This window comes from Frigoribacterium sp. PvP054 (assembly GCF_040547465.1).
Classification (GTDB): domain Bacteria; phylum Actinomycetota; class Actinomycetes; order Actinomycetales; family Microbacteriaceae; genus Frigoribacterium.
Genome location: NZ_JBEPPU010000003.1, coordinates 176,014 through 195,187 on the forward strand (window position 1 = coordinate 176,014; position 19,174 = coordinate 195,187).

At 69.1% G+C, this 19,174-nt stretch carries 19 protein-coding genes and 3 tRNA genes; 11 read left to right on the forward strand and 11 right to left on the reverse strand.

Features of this window, described 5'->3' with window-relative positions; genetic code table 11:
• The first annotated feature begins 22 nt into the window (after positions 1 to 22).
• The 4 genes from gyrA (at position 23) to ABID81_RS06435 (ending at position 3,414) form a co-directional block, all read left to right on the forward strand.
• The gene (gyrA, locus tag ABID81_RS06420) at positions 23 to 2,710 is read left to right on the forward strand and encodes a DNA gyrase subunit A (RefSeq protein ID WP_354593984.1); all 2,688 of its coding nucleotides are present in this window, start codon (positions 23 to 25) and stop codon (positions 2,708 to 2,710) included.
• Positions 2,703 to 3,110, forward strand: a complete 408-nt coding sequence (locus tag ABID81_RS06425) for a DUF3566 domain-containing protein (protein WP_354593985.1) — start codon at positions 2,703 to 2,705, stop codon at positions 3,108 to 3,110. Before gyrA ends, ABID81_RS06425 begins: the two co-directional genes overlap by 8 nt.
• A 74-nt stretch (positions 3,111 to 3,184) precedes the next feature.
• Positions 3,185 to 3,258: transfer RNA gene (locus ABID81_RS06430), tRNA-Ile, on the forward strand.
• A gap of 83 nt (positions 3,259 to 3,341) precedes the next feature.
• Positions 3,342 to 3,414 (forward strand) — tRNA-Ala (locus ABID81_RS06435).
• Positions 3,415 to 3,695: 281 nt separating this feature from the next.
• Here the strand turns inward: ABID81_RS06435 and ABID81_RS06440 are convergent.
• A complete protein-coding gene (locus ABID81_RS06440; RefSeq protein WP_354593986.1) occupies positions 3,696 to 4,232 on the reverse strand; it encodes a hypothetical protein in 537 nt (178 codons plus the stop codon).
• Positions 4,233 to 4,369: 137 nt separating this feature from the next.
• Here ABID81_RS06440 and ABID81_RS06445 point away from each other — a divergent pair, with 137 nt between their 5' ends.
• Together ABID81_RS06445 and ABID81_RS06450 are read left to right on the forward strand one after the other, a co-directional pair.
• The gene (locus tag ABID81_RS06445; RefSeq protein WP_354593987.1) at positions 4,370 to 4,909 is read left to right on the forward strand and encodes a peptidylprolyl isomerase; all 540 of its coding nucleotides are present in this window, start codon (positions 4,370 to 4,372) and stop codon (positions 4,907 to 4,909) included.
• Entirely contained in the window at positions 4,910 to 5,761 is an 852-nt protein-coding gene (locus ABID81_RS06450) for a rhomboid family intramembrane serine protease (protein WP_354593988.1), read from the forward strand.
• Positions 5,762 to 5,924: 163 nt separating this feature from the next.
• Here the strand turns inward: ABID81_RS06450 and ABID81_RS06455 are convergent, their stop codons facing one another.
• Positions 5,925 to 6,239, reverse strand: a complete 315-nt coding sequence (locus tag ABID81_RS06455; protein ID WP_354593989.1) for a cell division protein CrgA — start codon at positions 6,237 to 6,239, stop codon at positions 5,925 to 5,927.
• A gap of 69 nt (positions 6,240 to 6,308) precedes the next feature.
• Here ABID81_RS06455 and ABID81_RS06460 point away from each other — a divergent pair, with 69 nt between their 5' ends.
• The 3 genes from ABID81_RS06460 to ABID81_RS06470 are packed head-to-tail and all read left to right on the forward strand — an operon-like array spanning position 6,309 to position 7,884.
• Positions 6,309 to 7,085, forward strand: a complete 777-nt coding sequence (locus tag ABID81_RS06460) for a class E sortase (RefSeq protein WP_354593990.1) — start codon at positions 6,309 to 6,311, stop codon at positions 7,083 to 7,085.
• A 2-nt stretch (positions 7,086 to 7,087) separates the two neighbouring features.
• Positions 7,088 to 7,249, forward strand: a complete 162-nt coding sequence (locus tag ABID81_RS06465) for a hypothetical protein (protein ID WP_354593991.1) — start codon at positions 7,088 to 7,090, stop codon at positions 7,247 to 7,249.
• Positions 7,246 to 7,884 (forward strand): anthranilate synthase component II, encoded by a 639-nt coding sequence (locus ABID81_RS06470; RefSeq protein WP_354593992.1) that lies wholly within the window; start codon positions 7,246 to 7,248, stop codon positions 7,882 to 7,884. The genes ABID81_RS06465 and ABID81_RS06470 overlap by 4 nt, the downstream gene beginning before the upstream one ends.
• A gap of 18 nt (positions 7,885 to 7,902) precedes the next feature.
• On the opposite strand, the gene pknB is transcribed toward ABID81_RS06470, so the two are convergent.
• From pknB to ABID81_RS06505, 7 genes are all read right to left on the reverse strand, one after another.
• Positions 7,903 to 9,609, reverse strand: a complete 1,707-nt coding sequence (pknB, locus tag ABID81_RS06475; protein WP_354593993.1) for a Stk1 family PASTA domain-containing Ser/Thr kinase — start codon at positions 9,607 to 9,609, stop codon at positions 7,903 to 7,905.
• 156 nt (positions 9,610 to 9,765) lie between these two features.
• Entirely contained in the window at positions 9,766 to 11,547 is a 1,782-nt protein-coding gene (locus tag ABID81_RS06480; RefSeq protein ID WP_354593994.1) for a serine/threonine-protein kinase, read from the reverse strand.
• On the reverse strand, positions 11,544 to 13,019 hold the full coding sequence (locus ABID81_RS06485) for a peptidoglycan D,D-transpeptidase FtsI family protein (protein ID WP_354593995.1): 1,476 nt from the start codon (positions 13,017 to 13,019) through the stop codon (positions 11,544 to 11,546). Before ABID81_RS06485 ends, ABID81_RS06480 begins: the two co-directional genes overlap by 4 nt.
• Positions 13,019 to 14,374, reverse strand: a complete 1,356-nt coding sequence (locus tag ABID81_RS06490; RefSeq protein WP_354594097.1) for an FtsW/RodA/SpoVE family cell cycle protein — start codon at positions 14,372 to 14,374, stop codon at positions 13,019 to 13,021. Before ABID81_RS06490 ends, ABID81_RS06485 begins: the two co-directional genes overlap by 1 nt.
• An 85-nt stretch (positions 14,375 to 14,459) precedes the next feature.
• Positions 14,460 to 15,707, reverse strand: a complete 1,248-nt coding sequence (locus ABID81_RS06495) for a PP2C family protein-serine/threonine phosphatase (RefSeq protein WP_354593996.1) — start codon at positions 15,705 to 15,707, stop codon at positions 14,460 to 14,462.
• Positions 15,708 to 15,713: 6 nt separating this feature from the next.
• Positions 15,714 to 16,235 (reverse strand): FHA domain-containing protein FhaB/FipA, encoded by a 522-nt coding sequence (locus ABID81_RS06500; protein WP_354593997.1) that lies wholly within the window; start codon positions 16,233 to 16,235, stop codon positions 15,714 to 15,716.
• Positions 16,232 to 16,945: an FHA domain-containing protein gene (locus tag ABID81_RS06505; protein WP_354593998.1), complete on the reverse strand. Its 714-nt coding sequence runs from the start codon at positions 16,943 to 16,945 to the stop codon at positions 16,232 to 16,234. Before ABID81_RS06505 ends, ABID81_RS06500 begins: the two co-directional genes overlap by 4 nt.
• A 108-nt stretch (positions 16,946 to 17,053) precedes the next feature.
• Between ABID81_RS06505 and ABID81_RS06510 the strand changes: the two genes are divergently transcribed.
• Positions 17,054 to 17,137 (forward strand) — tRNA-Leu (locus ABID81_RS06510).
• Between the two features lie 93 nt (positions 17,138 to 17,230).
• Positions 17,231 to 17,830 carry a hypothetical protein gene (locus ABID81_RS06515; protein WP_354593999.1) on the forward strand — a complete coding sequence of 200 codons (600 nt, stop codon included), beginning with the start codon at positions 17,231 to 17,233 and terminating at the stop codon, positions 17,828 to 17,830.
• 20 nt (positions 17,831 to 17,850) lie between these two features.
• Here the strand turns inward: ABID81_RS06515 and ABID81_RS06520 are convergent, their stop codons facing one another.
• Together ABID81_RS06520 and ABID81_RS06525 are read right to left on the reverse strand one after the other, a co-directional pair.
• The gene (locus ABID81_RS06520; RefSeq protein ID WP_354594000.1) at positions 17,851 to 18,339 is read right to left on the reverse strand and encodes a hypothetical protein; all 489 of its coding nucleotides are present in this window, start codon (positions 18,337 to 18,339) and stop codon (positions 17,851 to 17,853) included.
• 277 nt (positions 18,340 to 18,616) lie between these two features.
• Positions 18,617 to 19,162, reverse strand: coding sequence for a T6SS immunity protein Tdi1 domain-containing protein (locus ABID81_RS06525; RefSeq protein WP_354594001.1), 546 nt, complete (start codon positions 19,160 to 19,162; stop codon positions 18,617 to 18,619).
• Between the last annotated feature and the right edge of the window lie 12 nt (positions 19,163 to 19,174).

Sequence of the window (19,174 nt, forward strand, 5' to 3'; positions counted from 1 at the left end):
AGACCACGACAAACGGAGAATCATGGCCGACGAGCCGACAGACACCCCCGAGGGCACCGACGCCGAGGGGGCCCAGACCTTCGCCGCGGCGCCGAAGCGCGACAGCATCGAGCAGGTCGACCTGCAGCTCGAGATGCAGCGGTCGTACCTCGACTACGCGATGAGCGTCATCGTCGGGCGGGCCCTGCCCGAGGTGCGCGACGGCCTCAAGCCCGTGCACCGCCGCGTGATCTACGCCATGTACGACGGCGGCTACCGCCCCGACCGTGCGTTCTCGAAGTGCTCGCGCGTCGTCGGCGACGTCATGGGGCAGTTCCACCCGCACGGTGACACGGCGATCTACGACGCCCTCGTCCGGCTCGTCCAGCCGTGGAGCCTCCGCTACCCGCTCGCGCTCGGTCAGGGCAACTTCGGCTCGCCCGGCAACGACGGCGCCGCCGCCCCCCGGTACACCGAGACGAAGATGGCCCCGCTCGCGCTCGAGATGGTGCGCGACATCGACGAGGACACCGTCGACTTCCAGGACAACTACGACGGTCGCACGCGCGAACCGGCCATCCTGCCCAGCCGGTTCCCGAACCTGCTCGTCAACGGTTCGGTCGGCATCGCCGTGGGCATGGCGACGAACATCCCCCCGCACAACCTCCGCGAGGTGGCCTCCGGAGCCCAGTGGTACCTCGAGAACCCCACGGCAACGCGCGAAGAGCTGCTCGAGGCGCTCATGCAGCGCGTCAAGGGTCCGGACTTCCCGACCGGCGCGCAGATCCTCGGCGTGCGGGGCATCCAGGACGCCTACCGCACCGGTCGTGGCTCGATCACCATGCGTGCGGTCGTGGCCGTCGAAGAGATCCAGGGCCGCACCTGCCTCGTCGTGACCGAGCTGCCGTACCAGGTCAACCCCGACAACCTCGCGATCAAGATCGCCGAGCTCGTGAAGGACGGACGCATCGGCGGCATCGCCGACATCCGTGACGAGACCTCGGGCCGCACCGGTCAGCGGCTCGTCATCGTGCTCAAGCGCGACGCCGTCGCGAAGGTCGTGCTCAACAACCTCTACAAGCACACCAGCCTGCAGGAGAACTTCGGCGCGAACATGCTCGCCATCGTCGACGGCGTGCCGCGCACCCTCGCCCTCGACGGCTTCATCTCGGCCTGGGTCGACCACCAGATCGACGTCATCGTCCGACGCACGCAGTTCCGCCTGAAGAAGGCCGAAGCCGACGCGCACATCCTGCGCGGCTACCTCAAGGCGCTCGACGCCCTCGACGAGGTCATCGCGCTCATCCGACGGTCGCCGACCGTCGAGGAGGCGCGCGCGGGCCTCATGGACCTGCTCGACGTCGACGAGATCCAGGCCTCGGCCATCCTCAACCTGCAGCTGCGTCGCCTGGCCGCCCTCGAGCGCCAGAAGATCCAGGACGACGCCGACAAGCTCGAGCGCGAGATCGCCGACTACCAGGACATCCTCGCCAAGCCCGAGCGGCAGCGCACCATCGTCAGCGACGAGCTCGCCGAGATCACCGACAAGTTCGGCGACGACCGTCGCACCGAGATCATGTTCGGCTTCGACGGTGACATGAGCGTCGAGGACCTCATCCCCGAAGAAGAGATGGTCGTCACCATCACGCGTGGCGGGTACGTCAAGCGCACGCGGAGCGACAACTACCGCAGCCAGCACCGCGGGGGCAAAGGCGTCCGCGGAGCCCAGCTGCGCGCCGACGACGTCGTCGACCACTTCTTCGTCACGACGACGCACCACTGGCTGTTGTTCCTCACGAACAAGGGTCGCGTCTACCGCGCCAAGACGTACGAGCTGCAAGAGGCCGGTCGCGACGCCAAGGGGCAGCACGTCGCCAACCTGCTCGCCCTGCAGCCCGACGAGCAGATCTCGCAGGTGCTCGACATCCGCGACTACGAGGTCGCCGACTACCTGGTGCTCGCCACCCGCGACGGCCTGATCAAGAAGACGGCGCTCACCGAGTACGACACGAACCGCACCGGCGGCATCATCGCCATCAACCTGCGTGACGACGACGAGCTCGTCTCGGCCCTGCTCGTCGACGAGCACGACGACCTGCTGCTCGTCTCGCGACACGGCATGTCCCTGCGCTTCACGGCCACGAACGACTCGCTGCGTCCCATGGGGCGGTCGACCTCCGGCGTCAAGGGCATGACCTTCCGCGACGACGACACGCTGCTCAGCGCCTCCGTCGTCGGAGAAGAGGGCTACGTGTTCGTCGTCACCGAGGGCGGCTACGCCAAGCGCACGGCCGCCGACCAGTACCGCGTCCAGAACCGCGGCGGCCTCGGCATCAAGGTCGCGAAGCTCGCGGAGGCGCGGGGCGACCTCGCCGGCGCCCTGATCGTCGGCGAGGACGACGAGGTGCTCGTGGTCCTGTCCGGAGGCAAGGTGGTCCGGTCGGCCGTCTCCGAGGTGCCCGCCAAGGGCCGCGACACGATGGGCGTCGTCTTCGCCCGCTTCGCGAGCGACGACCGCATCATCGCCGTGGCCCGCAACAGCGAACGCAACCTCGCGGCCGAGGTCGACGAGAGTGCGGACGCCGTGGCCGAGGCCGTAGTGTCTGTCGAGGCCGTCGAGTCCGACGACGCCGACAACGAGATCCCCACGACCGACGTCACGTCGGTCGACGCCGAGTCGACCGACGACGAGGCCACCGGAACCGCCGGAGAGGAAACGAACAATGAGTAGTGTCGCCGAGAGACTGCAGAAGAAGGCGAAACGACCGTCCGGCACCAAGCAGGTCCGCCTGAAGCTCGTCTACATCGACTTCTGGTCGGTCGTGAAGCTGGCCTTCCTGATCTCGGTCGCGATCGGCATCATCACCGTCGTCGCCACCTTCCTCATCTGGGCCATCCTGAACCAGACCGGCATCTTCGACGACCTCGACGCCCTGCTCCGCGACATCCTCGGCGACTCGAACTTCTCCATCCAGGACACCTTCAACGTCGGCCAGATCATGCTCTTCTCGATCGTCGTCGCCATCCTCAACGTCGTCGTCGGCACGGTCCTCGGGGCCATCATCGCCGTCCTCTACAACCTGAGCGTCCGCATCACCGGCGGCCTGCTCGTCGGTTTCACCAACAACTGATCCATCCGCTCGAGCCGGCGCGACCCGCCGATTCGAGTTCGCCGTCGTGGTGCTGTAGGCTTTACGACGGTCCGGGGGCTATAGCTCAGGCGGTTAGAGCGCTTCGCTGATAACGAAGAGGTCATAGGTTCAAGTCCTATTAGCCCCACGCAGTACCGGTCCCGTCTTCACCTCGGCTCGTGCCGACGGCGAGGGCCGGATCGTGCTCGTTCCCCCGGTGACCGGGGGGTCGGGGCCTTAGCTCAGTTGGTAGAGCGCCTGCTTTGCAAGCAGGATGTCGGGAGTTCGATTCTCCCAGGCTCCACTCGATCGCATCGCCCCTGTTCGCTGGCTTCGTCAGCTCGCGGGGGCGATTCTCGTTCTGTGCCTGTTCTGCGCCGCCGCCCCTGCGGCGCAGGGGCGGCGTGCTGGTCCGGGGGCCCTCCGGGCCCGTGTCGGCTTCGCCGACGGGTGTGCGACGCTCGGTCGAGGTCGAGGTCGAGGTCGAGGTCGAGGTCGAGGTCGACGGGCGCGTCGGTCGGGGGGTCGGAGACGACGAAGGGCCCGCCTCGGGTGGAGGCGGGCCCTTCGAACGGGTGCGGGTGACTAGGCCTTGGTGTCGGCGTCGTCGTCGGCGACCCAGAGCTCGTCGTCGGCACGGAGCGTCTGCACGGCCGCGAAGACGAGGGCGCCGAGGGCGACGACGCCCACGCCGATCAGCAGGATGCCGCCGACGCCGGGGCCCGACTTCTGCTGGTGGGGGACGTACTTCGACGCGGCCTTCTTGCCCTGCTTCTTCGCGTTCTTGACGGCCTTCTTGACCCGGGGGTCGTTCGCGAGGTCGAGGTTGCCGAGCGCCGACGAGAACGCGGGGTAGACGTCGTGCTTCAGGCGGTCCTGCGCGACCGAGGCGTAGTGCGAACCCGTCGACAGCCCCTGTGAGACCACGGGTCGGACGTTCGAGTCCACCGCGCTCTTGATCTGGGGGACGACCTTCTTGTTGGCGATCTTCACGGCGTCGTCGCGGTAACCGCCGATCACCTTGCCCGCGTGGTCGATCACGCCGCGCTGCTCACCCCACACCGCCGCAGCGTGCTTCTTGAACTTCTTGAGTTCTTTCTTCTGCTTGCGTGACAGGGCCATGAACGTTCCTCCAACGAGTAGGCAGTGGAGCCAGAGTTGCTGGCCCGTCCCAGTGTGGCACGGAGCTTCCTGACAGGTCACGGCACGGTACCTGGGGAGTCGCTGGCGCGCCGAGGTCGCTGTGGAAGAATGACGACATGTCATCGCACACCGCTGTCGCCACCCTCACGACCAACCACGGCACCATCAAGGTGAACCTCTTCGGCGACCACGCCCCGAAGACCGTCGCCAACTTCGTCGGCCTCGCCACCGGCACCAAAGAGTGGACCCACCCCGCCACGGGCAAGGTCAGCACCGACAAGCTGTACGACGGTGTCGTCTTCCACCGCATCATCAAGGACTTCATGCTGCAGGGCGGCGACCCGCTCGGCCAGGGCGTCGGCGGCCCCGGTTACCAGTTCGACGACGAGATCCACCCCGAGCTGAACTTCAACGCCCCCTACATCTTCGCCATGGCCAACGCCGGCACGCGCGGCGGCAAGGGCACCAACGGTTCGCAGTTCTTCATCACGACGGTCCCCACCCCGTGGCTGCAGGGCAAGCACACCATCTTCGGCGAGGTCGCCGACGACGAGTCGAAGAAGGTCGTCGACGCGATCGAGGCCGTCAAGACCGACGCACGCGACAAGCCGATCGACGACGTGGTGCTCGAGAGCGTCACCATCGACGAGGTCTAGGTGACCGATCCGCACGATCGGGCGAACTACTGCTACCGGCACCCCGACCGGCAGAGCTTCGTCCTCTGCCAGCGGTGCGGTCGCACCATCTGCGGTGAGTGCCAGACGCCCGCCGCCGTGGGCGTCCACTGCCCGGAGTGCGTGAAGGAGGCGCGGGGCAACGCACCGCGCCTCCGACCGCAGGTGGTCACCCGCGTCCGCAGCGCCTCCCGACGTGGTTCGCCGGTCGTCACGTACGGCATCATCGGCGTGACGGTCGCGGTCTTCCTGTTGCAACTGGTGACGGGCGGAGCAGGCAACGGGCTCGTGACGCAGAGCCTGGCGTTCTACGCCCCGCTCGAGATCAGCCAGCCGTGGCGGGCCGTCACGACGATGTTCGTCCACGGCAGTTTCTTCCACATCCTGTTCAACATGTACTCGCTGTACATCTTCGGGGCCGAGCTCGAACGGCAGCTCGGACGTGGACGCTTCGCGGCTCTCTACTTCGTCTCGGGCATCGGCGGTTCGGCCGCCGTGGCCCTGCTGGCACCGGGCAGCCTCGTCGTGGGCGCGTCGGGCGCCATCTTCGGCCTCATGGCCGCGTTCTTCGTCATCGCCCGCAGCCTCGGCGGCCGCAGCATCCAGTTGCTGGTGCTCGTGGGCATCAACCTGGCGATCGGCTTCATCATCCCGGGCATCGCGTGGCAGGCGCACCTCGGCGGCATCGTCGTCGGCGGGGCCATCGCGTTCTTGTTCTCGAAGACGCGTCACCGGTCCAAGCACGCCGTCCAGATCGCGGTGCTCGTCGCCATCGGGGTCGTCGTGGTCGCGGCGCTGCTGGCCAGATCAGCTCAACTGGTCGGACTGCTCTGACGCCGTCCGTTCCGTGGACGACGAGAGGCGGCTCCCCATCGGGGAGCCGCCTCTTCTCGTCGGCCGACGACAACTCTGGGCGCCTGACTTATCCACAGACAAGTTATCCACAGGGTTTCCCACAATGGGGATAGTTACAGGCGTGTAAGTTCGAAGGTGCGTTCTAGCGCCAGCGCGTGGTCATCAGGAAGCCGATGAACATGATGCCGAAGCCGACCGCGATGTTCCACGAACCGAGCGACGCCACGGGCAACGTGCTCTGGCTGACGTAGAAGACCACGATCCAGGCGAGCCCGACCAGCATGAAGCCGAACATGACGGGCTTGAACCACACGGGGTTCGGCGCGTCCTCTGCGGTGCGGGCGGGCTTCGTGCTGGAGTTCGTGTCTTTGGCCATGGCGCACAGTGTACCGTGGGCCGCTTTTCGGGCCTGGGAGGCCCGTGGCGTCGAGTCACCACCCGGCGGAGTTCTCCACATCCTCTCCACATGTCCTCCACAGAGGCGGGCACCGTCTCGGGGGGACGGGAGCCCATCTAGGATCGAGTCATGACCGACCACGGGGGCGACGCCCCGCGCGCACGACGCACGAGTCGGCGGCCACGACCCCGCGCCTCCTTCGTCAGCGTCCTCGGCGAGCTCTTGATCACGGCCGGCGTGCTCGTGCTGCTCTTCATCGGGTGGCAGCAGTGGTTCAACGACCTCGTCGTGGCCGACGAGTACAAGGGAGACGCGGCCCAGCTCAGCCAGCAGTTCGCGCAGTCCGCGACCGAGGCACCGGCCCCGGACGCCGAGGGGTCGTACGGCGAACCGCCCGCGGGGACGCCTCCGGCCGAGGCCGAGAAGTTCGCGAACTTCTACGTGCCGCGGTTCGGCGCCGACTACGCCGTGCCGATCGCGGGGGGCACGAGCACCGTGCGCACCCTGAACAAGATCGGCATCGGCCACTACGACGAGACCCAGATGCCCGGGCAGGTCGGCAACTTCGGCATCGCCGCGCACCGCACGACCTACGGCGCACCCTTCAACAAGATCGCCGACCTCCGAGAGGGCGACAAGATGTACGTCCAGACGCAGGACGGGTGGTTCACCTACTCGTTCCGCAACCTGCAGTACGTGCCGGCGACCCAGGTCTCGGTGCTCCAGCCCGTGCCCGACGCCCCTGACGTCTCGGCGGCCTCCGGTGACCGACTCATCACCCTGACGAGCTGCAACCCCATGTTCACCGCTCAAGAACGCATCGTCGCGTACGGCGTGTTCGACTCGTGGCAACCGCTGACGGCCGGCGCCCCCGCCGAGCTCGCGGCCGCCGGGATCGGAGGCTGACGATGTACTCCGCCCTGTGGCGTCTGCTGCCCGGCCCCTGGTGGGTGCGGCTGCTGCTCGTGCTCGTCCTCGTGGCGGCGGCGCTGTTCGCCCTCGTCGAGTGGGTCTTCCCGTACGTGAACGAACTCCTGCCCGCACCCGACGTCACCGTGGAGCAACCATGACGCGCATCCTCGTCCTCGACAACTACGACAGCTTCGTCTACACCCTGAACGGCTACCTCCAGCAGCTGGGGGCCGAGACCGACGTCGTCCGCAACGACGCGTTCGACGCGGCCGAGACCGCCGACCGCATCGCCGAGTACGACGGCGTCCTGTTGTCACCCGGGCCGGGCACGCCCGCGGCGGCCGGCGTCTCGATCGACGTCGTGCACGCGGCGGTGGCGGCGGACAAGCCGCTGTTGGGCGTCTGCCTCGGCCACCAGGCCATCGCCGAGGCCCTGGGGGCCACGGTCACGCACGCCGACGAGCTGATGCACGGCAAGACGTCGAAGGTCGAGCACGACGACAGCGCGTTCTACGACCGCGTGCCGCAGCCCTTCACCGCCACGCGCTACCACTCGCTGGCCGTCGTGGACGAGACGGTCCCCGAGACGCTCGAGGTCACCTCACGGACCGTGGGCGGGGTCATCATGGGCCTGCGCCACCGGTCCGCGCCGCTCTACGGCGTGCAGTTCCACCCCGAGTCCGTGCTCACCCAGGGCGGCTACCAGATGATGGGCAACTGGCTGACGGTGGCCGGGCTGCCGGACGCCGCCGAGACGGCCACGGGGCTCGACCCGCTGGTCGACCTCGGCTGATCTCGGAGGCCGGCCGGCTCAGCCGGTGCAGATGCGGAGGGTGATCGCGGAACCCTGCGCGACGTCGCCGGGCGGGACGCTCATGCCCGACACGGTCTCGCCCGTGCACCCGGGGTCGGACTGAGGGGTGACCACCAGGCCCAGCTCGTCCTGGAGGGTCGTGATCGCCTCTTGGGACGGCTGGCGCGTGACGTCGGGCAGTTGCACGAGGCCGTTCGAGACGACGAGGTCGACGCTCGAGCCGAGGGCCACCTGGGCGGCCGCCGTGGGGTCGCTGGACAGGACGGAGCCCTCGGGCACCGTGGGCGAGTAGTCGGTCTGCTGGCGGCCACGCTCGAGACCGGCGTCGGTGATCGCCTGCCACGCGGCGTCGACCGTCTGGTCGGTGACGTCGGGCATGGAGGTGAGCTCGGGCCCCGACGACACCGTCACCGTGACGGCGAACTGCTTGGGCACCGACGTGCCGGGCTGCGGGTCGGTCGAGATGATGTCGCCCGCGTCGACGGTCTGACTGGTGGCCTCGGCCCGGACGGCCGTCAGGCCGAGGTCGTCGAGACGGGCCGACCCCGTCTCGAAGCTGACCCCGACGAGGTCGGGGATGCGGGAGGACTGCGCATTGTCGACCGTCGGCGGGGTGAGGTTGACGACCCAGAACACGACGGCCACGATGACGAAGGTGACGAGGACGATGCCCGCCCAGATCCACGCCACGGGGGGTCGCGTCTGGGTGCGCTGCGGTCGCCCGGTGTCGTCGGACTGGAGCTCTTTCAGTGCGGCCTCGCTGCCGGCGCTGGCGTGCGGGTTGACCCCGAAGAGCGTGGAGCCGGCGTCGACGGCGTGCGGTCGCCGTGCCGGCGCGCGCCCTGCGGCCGCGGCCTCGAGGTCGTCACGGAACTCGGCCGCCGTCTGGAAGCGGTCGAAGCGGTCTTTGGTGAGGGCGTGCAGGACGACGGCGTCGAGTGCCGGGCTGACGGCACGTCGCACGGTGCTCGGCGGGACCGGGGGCTCGCTGACGTGACGGTAGGCGACCGCCACGGCGGAATCGCCCGTGAAGGGCGGCTCGCCCGTCAGCAACTCGAACAGCATGACGCCGGTCGAGTAGAGGTCGGTGCGTGCGTCGACCGTCTCGCCCCGGGCCTGCTCGGGGCTGAAGTACTGCGCGGTGCCGAGGATCGCCGTGGTCTGCGCGACCGTGGCGGCCGAGTCGCTTATGGCTCGGGCGATGCCGAAGTCCATGACCTTGACCTGGCCGGAGTTGGTCAGCATGACGTTGCCGGGCTTGATGTCGCGGTGGACCACGCCGGCGCGGTGCGAGTACTCGAGGGCGGTGAGCACGCCCGCGGTGATGCGGACGGCCTCGTCGGGCTCGAGCGGGCCCTCGGCGACGATGTCCTTGAGGAGGCGGCCCTCGACGTACTCCATGACGATGAAGGGCACGACCACGTCGAGGCCCCGGCTGTCGCGGACGACCTCTTCGCCGGCGTCGAAGACGCGGACGATGGTCGGGTGCGCCATGCGGGCCGCGGCCTGGGCCTCTTGCCGGAAGCGCGACCGGAAGGCCGGATCGGTCGCGAGGCTGGGCTTCATCAGCTTGACGGCGATCTTGCGACCGAGTCGGGCGTCGGTGCCGACGTGGACGTCGGCCATGCCACCGCGGCCGATCAGGTCACCGATCTGGTACCGGTTGGCGAGGAGATGGATGCTCTCTCTCACACCTTCAGCCACGCCTGTTCTCCCAACGACCCACCCCTGTCTGGCGACACGGTCGGAGCAAGTGTACCGGGGCGGACTCCCCCGGACTGGGTACGGGCCTCGGTCGCGGGGATGATTGTCAGTGCATCGTGACCCCGGCCGGACGAGCGTCCGGGGTCACGATCTGGTTCACTGCTGCGGGTCGTCGGTGGGGTCGGGAGCCGGGGTCTCGGTCGCCGGCGGGGCGGTGACCGTGACGGTCACGCCGGGCGAGGGCTCGGAAGCGATCTGGCCGCAGTTCGCCACGTAGCTGACCGTGAGGTTGCCGGCCGTCGAGGCCGTGACCGTCAGCGACGTCGCGTTGGCACCGAGACCGCCGGCCGCCTGGCCCGAGGTGTCGGAACCGCCGGTGATCGTGTACGAGTAACCCGTCAGCGAGTAGCCGGTGGGGCACCCCGTGTAGGCGGGCCAGCTGATCACCGCGCTGTCGCCGGCCTCGATCTCGCCCGGGCTCGCCGTCGGCGTCGACGGTTGGGCCGGCGTCGGGGCGGCCCGGTAGATGTAGATCGTGACCGAAGAGCCCTTCTCGAGGACTCCCGTGGGGTCGATGCTCGCGACGGTGCCGACCTGGTCGGGGCTCGGCGCGCTCGACCCGGCGTCCGCCGAGTCGACCTGCAGGTCGAGCTCCTCGAGGGCCGCCCGGGCGGCGGCCTCGGTCAGGCCCACGTAGTCGCCCGACGAGACGGTGACCGTCGAGGGCGTGGGCGTCGGCGTCGTCGAGGTGCGACTGGGTGACGGCGCCGCGCTGGACGTCGTCGGCACCGGAGCCGGGTCGTCGGTGTCGCCCTGGGCGAACACGATGCCGACCACGAGGGCGACGACCGCCAGCACGGCGAGGACGATGAGCGGCCAGAACCAGGGGCTGCGCTTCTTCTTCTCGTCGAGGTCGTCGTCGTCGCGCAGGGCGTCGGGGTCGGCCGAGCCCGCGACGTAGCCCGCGGCCGCCCCGCCCGCGGCGCTCTGTGCCCGCGTCGCGAGGGGGTCGAAGAGCTGCGTCGTGGCGTCCTGGGCGTTGAAGGCCTGGGTGGGGGCGTCGACGGGCGTGTTCGCCGCGGCACCGATCGCCGGCACGGCGACCGTGGCCGCGGCGACGTCGCCGCGACGCAACGCGCGAGCCGCCTGCGCGAGGGCCGACGCGGTGGCCGGACGCTCGCCGGGCTTCTTGGCGATGCACGACAGGACGAGACGGCGCACGGGCTCGGACACCGTCGAGGGGAGGTCCGGCGGCTGCTCGTTGATCTGGGCCATGGCGATGGCGACCTGCGACTCGCCCGTGAAGGGGCGGCGCCCGGCCAGCGCCTCGTAGGCGACGATGCCCAACGAGTAGATGTCCGTGCTCGGCGACGCCGGGTGGCCGCTGGCCTGTTCGGGCGACAGGTACTGGACGGTGCCCATGACCTGGCCCGTGGCCGTCAACGGCACCTGGTCGGCGATGCGTGCGATGCCGAAGTCGGTGATCTTCACGCGGCCGTCGGGGGTGACGAGCAGGTTGCCGGGCTTGATGTCACGGTGGACGAGCCCCGCGGCGTGGGCGGCCTGCAGGGCGGACGCCGTCTGCGCGACGATGTCGAGCACCTTGTCGGTGGGCAGGACGCGATCGCGCTCGAGGACGGTCGACATGGCCTCGCCGGGGACGAGCTCCATCACGAGGTAGGCGCTGCCCTCTTCTTCGCCGTAGTCGAAGACGTTGGCGATGCCCTCGTGGTTGACGAGCGCGGCGTGGCGCGCCTCGGCACGGAATCGCTCGAGGAACCCGGGGTCTCCGAGGTACTCGTCCTTGAGGATCTTGATGGCGACCGTGCGGCCGATGACGAGGTCGGTGGCTTCCCACACCTCGCCCATGCCGCCGATGGCGACTCGGGTCGACAGCTGGTAACGCCCACCGAAGGTGACTCCGCCGGATGGTCTCATTTGTTCAGCACCGCCTCTAGTACTTTCTTCGCGATCGGTGACGCGACACTGTTGCCGAATGCGGACTGCCCTCGACCGCCGCCGTTCTCGACGACGACGGCGACCGCGACCTCGGGGTCCGCCGCGGGTGCGAACCCGGTGAACCAGAGGGTGTACGGATCGCCGGGGCCGTTCTCGGCCGTCCCTGTCTTGCCGGCGACGTCGACGCCGTCAATTCTTGCATTGCTCGCCGCACCGTTCGCGACGTCCTGCACCATCATGTCGGTCATCGTGGCCGCAGTCTGGGAGCTGATGGGCTTGCCGTACTCGGACGGGGAGAAGTCCTCGACCGGGCTCAGGTCGGGGTTGAGGACGCTCTCGATCAACGTGGGGTTCATCTCGGTGCCGCCGTTGGCGATGGCCGCCGAGACCATGGCCATCTGCAGGGGGGTCACCCGGTCGGAACCCTGCCCGAACGACTGCAGCATGAGGGTGGCGTCGTTGATCGCCTGGCCCTTCGAGTCCTCGATCGGGAACTGGCTCGGCGTCACGGCCTGGGGGATGCCGATCGAGTCGTCGCCGAAGCCGAACTTCTCGGCCTGCTCTTGCAGGGCCTCGGCCCCGAGGGCCTGACCGAGCTGTGCCATGGGGATGTTGCACGACAGCCGCAGCGCCGTGGCGATGGTCGCCGTCTCGCCGCCACCGCAGCTTCCGCCCTCGGCGTTGTTGATGTCGGTCGTCGTGCCGGGCAGCGTCAGCGTCGACGGGTTGGGGAACTCGCTGTCGGGCGTGTAGTCGCCGCTCTCGAGCGCCGCGGCCGTCGTGATCAGCTTGAACGTCGAACCGGGTGCGTAGAGGTCGCCCTGGATGGCCCGGTTCTGCAGCGGTGCCGAGGGGTCGGCGATCAGGGAGTCGTAGGCGTCGGTGACGGTCTGGCGGTCGTGGCTGGCGAGCGGGTTCGGGTCGTAGCTGGGCTTCGACACCATCGCGAGGATCTTGCCGGTCTGAGGATCCATCGCGACGACCGCACCCGAGTTCGAGCCGAGGGCGTCGTAGGCGGCCTGTTGCACCGTGGGGTCGAGCGTCAGGTTGACCGTGGCGCCCTCGGGGTCCTGACCGGTCAGGAGCGAGTTCACCTGATCGAAGAACTGCGAGTTCGCGTTGCCCGTGAGGTAACGGTTCATCGCGTCCTCGATGCCGCGGGAACCCTGACCCAGCGTGTAGTAGCCGGTGACGGGCGCGTAGAGGTCGGGCTGCGAGTAGGTGCGCTGGAACTCGTACTGGTCGTCGACCGGGGTGGACTGCGCGACGGCCTGCCCGCCGACCAGGATGGGGCCGCGCTGTGCCGAGTAGCTCTCGAGCAGGGCGCGGGAGTTGCGGGAGTCGGCGTTGAGGGCGTCCGCCTGGAACGCCGTGATGTACGTCGTCGAGAGGAAGAGCGCGACGAACATGGCGAGCACCACGTAGCTCACGCGTCGGAGTTCTTTGTTCATCAGCCGATCACCAGCCTCGGTTGGTCGCGGACGGAGTCGGACAGTCGCAGCAACAGGGCCACGATGATCCAGTTGGCCACGAGCGAGGAGCCGCCCGCGGCGAGGAAGGGGGCCGTCAGGCCGGTGAGCGGGATGACGCGCGTCACGCCGCCCATGACCACGAAGACCTGCAGGGCCACGACGAAGGCGACGCCGACGCCGAGCATGCGGCCGAAGTCGTCCTGCCCCACGAAGCCGATGCGGAAGCCGCGCGAGACCAGCAGCAGGTAGAGGGCGAGGATCGCGAAGAGGCCGGCGAGGCCGAGTTCTTCACCGAGCGACGCGAAGATGTAGTCGCTCTCGGCGAGGGGCGTCGTCTCGGGCCGGCCCTGGCCGAGACCGGTGCCGATCAGGCCGCCGTTGGCCAGGCCGAAGAGGCCCTGCACGAGTTGGAACGACCCGCCGACGGCGTCGTACTCGGACTGGGCGAACGGGTTCAGCCAGGCGGCGAAGCGCCCCTGCACGTAGCCGAGGAACGTGCTCGCGACGAGTGCGCCGCCGACGAAGAGGCCGAGGCCGAGGATGATCCAGCTGGCGCGCCCGGTGCCGACGTAGATCATGACGAGGAACAGCCCGAAGTACAGCAGCGAGGTGCCGAGGTCGCGCTGGAAGATCAGCACGCCCATGGCCACGAGCCAGACGATCAGGATCGGCCCGAGGTCACGCGGCCGGGGGAACCGCATCCCGAGGATCTTCGGCCCCATGAGCGACAGGTTGTCGCGGGCGGTGACCAGGTAGCCGGCGAAGAAGATCGCCAACGTGATCTTGGCGATCTCGCCCGGCTGGAACGAGAACGGGCCGATGTCGATCCACACGCGGGCGTTGAGGCCCTCGCGGCCGATGCCGGGCAGCAACGGCAGCAGCAACAGGACGATCGAGACGAACATGGCGATGTAGCGGTACCGCGAGAGCACGCGGTAGTTGCGGATGACCAGCAGCACGCCGAGGGCGATGACCATGGCGAGGACGGTCCAGACCATCTGCTTGATGCCGAGCGCCGCCCAGCCCTCGCGTCCCTCGGCCAGGTCGAGGCGGTAGATCATCGAGATGCCGATGCCGTTGAGGGTCACGGCGATCGGCATGACGAACGGGTCGGCCTCTCGGGCCACGACCCGCAGCACCACGTGGAAGATCAGGGCGAGCCCGAGCACCATCGACCCGGCGATCAGCACGGTGGGGTCGACCTCGCCGGTCGCCCCGAGCTGCACGAGCACCATCGCCCCGGCCGCCACGCCGCAGGCGATCAGCAGCATGAGCAGCTCGAGGTTGCGGAGCCGCGCGGGTTCGCGCAGGCGCAACGAGATCGCCTGCGTCATGTTCGTGGGACGCGAGGCCTTCGCGGACGACCCGCGCGCGCCTCCTGGGCGTCCGATGACCTCGGTGGCGTCGCCGCCCGGTGCGTCAGGGGTTGCTGGCATCGGCCAACCTCTCGACGATCGCCCGGGCGTCCGCGAGGGAGCCGGCGTTGATGGTGTCCCCGACGGTGGTCTGCGTGTAGTTCGGCAGGTCGTCGACCCGGACGTCGGTCGTCTCGTAGACGCTCGACAGGCTGATCGGCCCGAGGCTCTGTTGCACGCCCTTGTAGATGACGACGGTGCCGCGCTCCTCGCCCACGTAGTAGTGGTCTTGGGTCCACTGGTAGGTGAGCAGCAGGCCCGCCACGAGCGCGGCGACCGCCACGACCAGGGCGGTCAGCCAGGTGATGCGGCGGCGCCGGCGACGTCGTTTGTCTTCGGCGATGAGCTCGGCGAGGTACTCGTCGCTCTCGGGCTCGAAGTGGCTGTCCTCCGGCGTCGTGGCGACCTTGAGCGGGTGCAGCAGGATCGTCGGCAGGCGCAGCTGCTTGCGTCCCGCGTCGCTGTCGAAGCTGAGGGGCGCGGCGGCCGAACCGACCGTGACGGGTTCGTCGAGGGCCGAGTCGCCCGACTCGTCGACGTCGACGATGACGACGGTGACGTTGTCGGGGGCGCCGTGGTCGAGGGTCTCTTTCACGAGGCGCTTGGCGGTCTGCTCGGCGTCGAGGCCCATGGCCAGCGCCTTCTTGATGCGCTCTTCGGCGAGGTAGCTGCTGAGGCCGTCCGAGCAGATCAACCAGCGGTCGCCGGGTTGCGTGCCCAGGGTCGCCGTGTCGATCTCGGGCGCGGCGTCGACGTCGCCGAGCACGCGCATCAGCACGCTGCGTCTCGGGTGCACCGCGGCCTCTTCGGGCGTGATGCGGCCGCTGTCGACCAGACGCTGCACGAACGTGTGGTCGGCGGTGATCTGGCTGAGTTCGCCCTCGCGGAACAGGTAGATGCGCGAGTCGCCGATGTGGGCGACCGCCATGCTGTCGCCGACGCGCAGCATCGCGCTGACGGTCGTGCCCATGCCGGTGAGCTCCTGGTGCTCGAACACCGTCTCGGCCAACAGCTGGTTCGCCGCGATCAGCGACGACTGCAGCGCGAACTCGGCGTCGCCGGGTGAGGTGTAGACGCGGTCCGTCTCGCGGATCCGCCGGATCGCGATGGCCGACGCCACGTCGCCGCCCGCGTGCCCGCCCATGCCGTCGGCCACGACGAACAGTTGCGTGCCGGCGTACCCGCTGTCTTGGTTGTTGGAGCGGATCTTGCCCACGTTGGACAGGGCGGCACTCTTGGCGTGAGTCGTCATGAGTGCCTACCGTCGGAGCTCGAAGCTCGTCTGCCCGATCGTCACGGTCGTGCCCGTGGGCACGGGGGTGGGGACCGACACGCGCTCACCGGCGAGGAACGTGCCGTTGGTGGAGTCGAGGTCTTGCACGACCCAGCGGCCGTTCCAGAGCATGAGGCGCGCGTGGTGGGTCGAGGTGTAGTCGTCGCGGATCACGAGGTTGCTCTCTTGCGACCGGCCGATGGTGAGCGGCCCGTCGCCGAGCGGCATCTCGAGTCCGGCCTTGGCGCCCTTCGTGATGACGAGGCGCGTCGCCCGGCCGTCACCCTGCGGTGTCGGCGCCGGTGCGACGGGCGCCGGGCGGGGAGAGGGAGCAGGAGGCGCGGTGGCGGTCGAACTCGCCTTGCCGGGTGTGGCGTCGGCGGGCATCTTGCGCGCCCGCTGCCCGAAGAGGTCGCTTCGCAGCGCGAACACGATCACGAAGACGAACAGCCACAGGACGGCCAGGAAGCCGAAGTGGAGCACCAGCAGGGTGAGGGCTGAGGTCATCGTCGGCCACCCGTCGGGTCGGGCCCGTCGAAGGGGTCGGGCGTCGAGGACTGGGGGAGCACGCGGAACACGATACGCGTCCGGCCGATCTGGATCACCGAATCGGGCTGCAGCGGCGCCTTGGTGAGCGGGTTGCCGTTGAGCTTCGACCCGTTGGTCGAGCCGAGGTCGCGCACCTGTGCCCGCGAGCCGTCCCACAGGATCTCGACGTGCTGACGGGACGTGCCGGTGTCTTGCACGGTGATGTCGGCGTCGCTGCCCCGGCCGATGATGGTGCGGGCACCGCTGAGCTCGCGGCGCCTGCCGTCGATCTCGACGAACGGCTTCCACTGCACCTCGCCACGCAGGTTGCGCGAGTCGACCGACATGATGCCGACGCTGAGCGAGTCGTCCTCCCGGAGGCGGATGCCGAGCGGGCCGGCGAACTGGTACCCCTGCGCCGTGGCGTGCCGCTGGGTGAGCTGCGTCAGCTCGTCGATCAGGGCCGGACCGATGCCGGACATCTTCTCGTAGTCGATCGGGGCGAGGCGCACCTGGAGCTCGTTGGGCACGAGGATGCGGTCACGCGAGACGACCGCCGCCTTGGTGTCGAGCTCGCGACGCAGCGCGTTCGTGATCTCGAGTGGTTGCACGCCCGAACGGAACGTCTTGGCGAAGGCGCCGTTGACGGCGCGCTCCAGCCCGCGTTCGAAGTTGTCGAGCAGTCCCATGGGTCTCCAGGTTCGGGGTCTCTGGTCGCCCGATCTTAGCCCGAACGAGTGAAAGGTACTCACCGGTGCTCTTCCGGCCGTCCGACGCGTGCTAAAGTCTACGAGTTCGCGCGAGTGGCGGAATTGGCAGACGCGCTGGCTTCAGGTGCCAGTGCTCGAAAGGGCGTGGGGGTTCAAGTCCCCCCTCGCGCACGAACGTGAAGGCTCACCTCAGGGTGGGCCTTCTCTCTTTCTCGGGCCCGTCTCCGGGCCTGCTCACCGGCCCGCAGGTGCTTGGCTGGTGCCATGAGCCAGCAGAGCGGGGTCGTGTTCGCGTTCGACGAGGTGCTCTTCGACGAGTTGCCGAAGAACCCGTGGGTGCCCCGCAACCAGGGCATCGTCGTCGACTCCGACCGCCGCGTGGTGGGTCGCCGCGACGGCGTCGTTGTCAGCGTCACCGACCTGCCCCCGGTGTACGCGCACGCCGACATCGGGCCGAGGGTCAGCAGCATGCAGTCCTTCGTCACCGTCGGCGACCACGTCTCGTGGATCGTCCGGACGATCGAGGGCACGCGGTTCACCTCGGCCGCCGACGACCTCGACGAGGAGGCGCGGTTCGAGATCGCGACGGACGCCACGCTCCACGGGTTCCTCGACGACCTCGAGTGCATGGTCATCGCCGACCTGTCGGACATGCGATTCGGACAGGACCGCGAACTGACGCGCTGCCGCCTCGAGCCGACCCGCGCCTCCGGGGGGCCGGTCGCCTGGGCTCTCGTCGTCGACGGCACGGGGCACCGGATCGAGTCGGACACGGTCGAGGCCGCCGAGTTCGTCGGCCGGCAGCTCAACGACATCGCGATCGACGGCGACCCGCTCGCCCTCGAGGCCGTGCTGCCGCTCTGAGGCGTCTCGGCCCGCAGGCCTCATCGTCCTCGGTCGTCACCGTGTTCGCGGCCGACCAGGTCGTGGCGGGTCGGTGCACCGGCGAGGATGGCGGCCAGCCAATCGGGGGTGTTCTCGGGGGTGCGGGGGAACTCGTCGAAGTCGGCTCGGTACGCCTCGGCGGCGAAGTGGCCCAGTTCGGGTTCGTTGTCGTAGTCGAATCGCGTGCTGAGTTTCCCTTCGGCCGTGACCGTGAACCAGGCGGTGAACCATGTTCCGGCCCCCGGCCTGTACATGGCCTCTCTGAGTTCACGAGCACGGAGGTTGGAGTCTCTCTTGCCCATGACGGAGTCGTCCGTCCCGTCCGGGCGGTAGAGGCGCTTCTTTCCGGAGGAGACACCACCGGCGATGCTGATCTCGGCCTCGATGCGATCGAAACCCGGGGCGATCTCGCCATGGAGGGCCAGCCCGACCTCTCTCAGTGCAGAGCGCTCTTGCTCGAGCCCGGGCGGGTTCCCTTGCTGTGTCACGACTCGGGTGCTCCCTTCGACTCGTGTGCCCGACCGCCGCCGACGACAGGCATGCCGTGGGGCTCCGAGTCGCGAGCGGACGGCACGGGCCCGAGCACTCCTGAGTCCGCCAATTCTCTCGAGGTCGTGAGGCACGCCTCGAGGTGGGCATCGGGCGATGTGCCACCTCCGACGAGGATCAGGGTCCCGCCCGTCGTCGACTGCTCGGTCGCGACCGACAGCCCCACCTCACGTGCACGTGGATGCGAGCATGCGGCGTCTGTGCGGCTGGCGTGAGTCACGGGAGCGGGCCCGCGACGGAGGAGATCAGGAGGACGTGCTCGCGCATGTCGACGACCCCGAGGGACGCAGCAGATCGTCGGCCTCCGAGGGCGAGCAGCGGGCTGAAACCGAAGCATTCGTCGGCGCGGGGTACCCCGAGACGCTCCCGCGCCTCCGGGAAAGGGCTCCAGTCGAAGTAGTCGGGGTCGGCCAGGAACGACTCGTAGCCGAGGATGACGAGAAGCGTCGAGAGCCTGTTGGCGATGATCCGGCTCGTGCCCTGTCGGAATTCGAGGAGGTGCGCTCGGCCGTCGAGCCAGACGACCAGGTCTCCGAGGGCGGACGACATCAGGGGCGTGGCCGCCGCGAATCGAGGTGCGACCTCGGCGAGGACGTCCTGCCACGCGGTGGGGTCGACGATGCGCAGGTACCCGTCAGCCGTCGCGCCCAGCCCGTGGTCACGCCACAGGGCCACGACGTCGTCGGGCAGACGCTCGACAGCGGCGTCGAGGCTGGCGGAGGACAGTGGAGGTCCGGGCATCAACGGCGACGGCTGCGTCACGCGACTCCACCC

Excerpts from the sequence above, each read along its gene's own strand:
- ABID81_RS06495 (WP_354593996.1), bottom strand. The coding sequence starts at position 15,707 with ATGACGACTCACGCCAAGAGTGCCGCCCTGTCCAACGTGGGCAAGATC.
- ABID81_RS06515 (WP_354593999.1), top strand. The coding sequence starts at position 17,231 with ATGAGCCAGCAGAGCGGGGTCGTGTTCGCGTTCGACGAGGTGCTCTTC.
- ABID81_RS06445 (WP_354593987.1), top strand. The coding sequence starts at position 4,370 with ATGTCATCGCACACCGCTGTCGCCACCCTCACGACCAACCACGGCACC.
- ABID81_RS06460 (WP_354593990.1), top strand. The coding sequence starts at position 6,309 with ATGACCGACCACGGGGGCGACGCCCCGCGCGCACGACGCACGAGTCGG.
- ABID81_RS06485 (WP_354593995.1), bottom strand. The coding sequence starts at position 13,019 with ATGAACAAAGAACTCCGACGCGTGAGCTACGTGGTGCTCGCCATGTTC.
- ABID81_RS06500 (WP_354593997.1), bottom strand. The coding sequence starts at position 16,235 with ATGACCTCAGCCCTCACCCTGCTGGTGCTCCACTTCGGCTTCCTGGCC.
- ABID81_RS06455 (WP_354593989.1), bottom strand. The coding sequence starts at position 6,239 with ATGTGGAGAACTCCGCCGGGTGGTGACTCGACGCCACGGGCCTCCCAG.
- ABID81_RS06505 (WP_354593998.1), bottom strand. The coding sequence starts at position 16,945 with ATGGGACTGCTCGACAACTTCGAACGCGGGCTGGAGCGCGCCGTCAAC.
- ABID81_RS06490 (WP_354594097.1), bottom strand. The coding sequence starts at position 14,374 with ATGACGCAGGCGATCTCGTTGCGCCTGCGCGAACCCGCGCGGCTCCGC.
- gyrA (WP_354593984.1), top strand. The coding sequence starts at position 23 with ATGGCCGACGAGCCGACAGACACCCCCGAGGGCACCGACGCCGAGGGG.
- ABID81_RS06470 (WP_354593992.1), top strand. The coding sequence starts at position 7,246 with ATGACGCGCATCCTCGTCCTCGACAACTACGACAGCTTCGTCTACACC.
- ABID81_RS06465 (WP_354593991.1), top strand. The coding sequence starts at position 7,088 with ATGTACTCCGCCCTGTGGCGTCTGCTGCCCGGCCCCTGGTGGGTGCGG.
- ABID81_RS06480 (WP_354593994.1), bottom strand. The coding sequence starts at position 11,547 with ATGAGACCATCCGGCGGAGTCACCTTCGGTGGGCGTTACCAGCTGTCG.
- ABID81_RS06425 (WP_354593985.1), top strand. The coding sequence starts at position 2,703 with ATGAGTAGTGTCGCCGAGAGACTGCAGAAGAAGGCGAAACGACCGTCC.
- ABID81_RS06440 (WP_354593986.1), bottom strand. The coding sequence starts at position 4,232 with ATGGCCCTGTCACGCAAGCAGAAGAAAGAACTCAAGAAGTTCAAGAAG.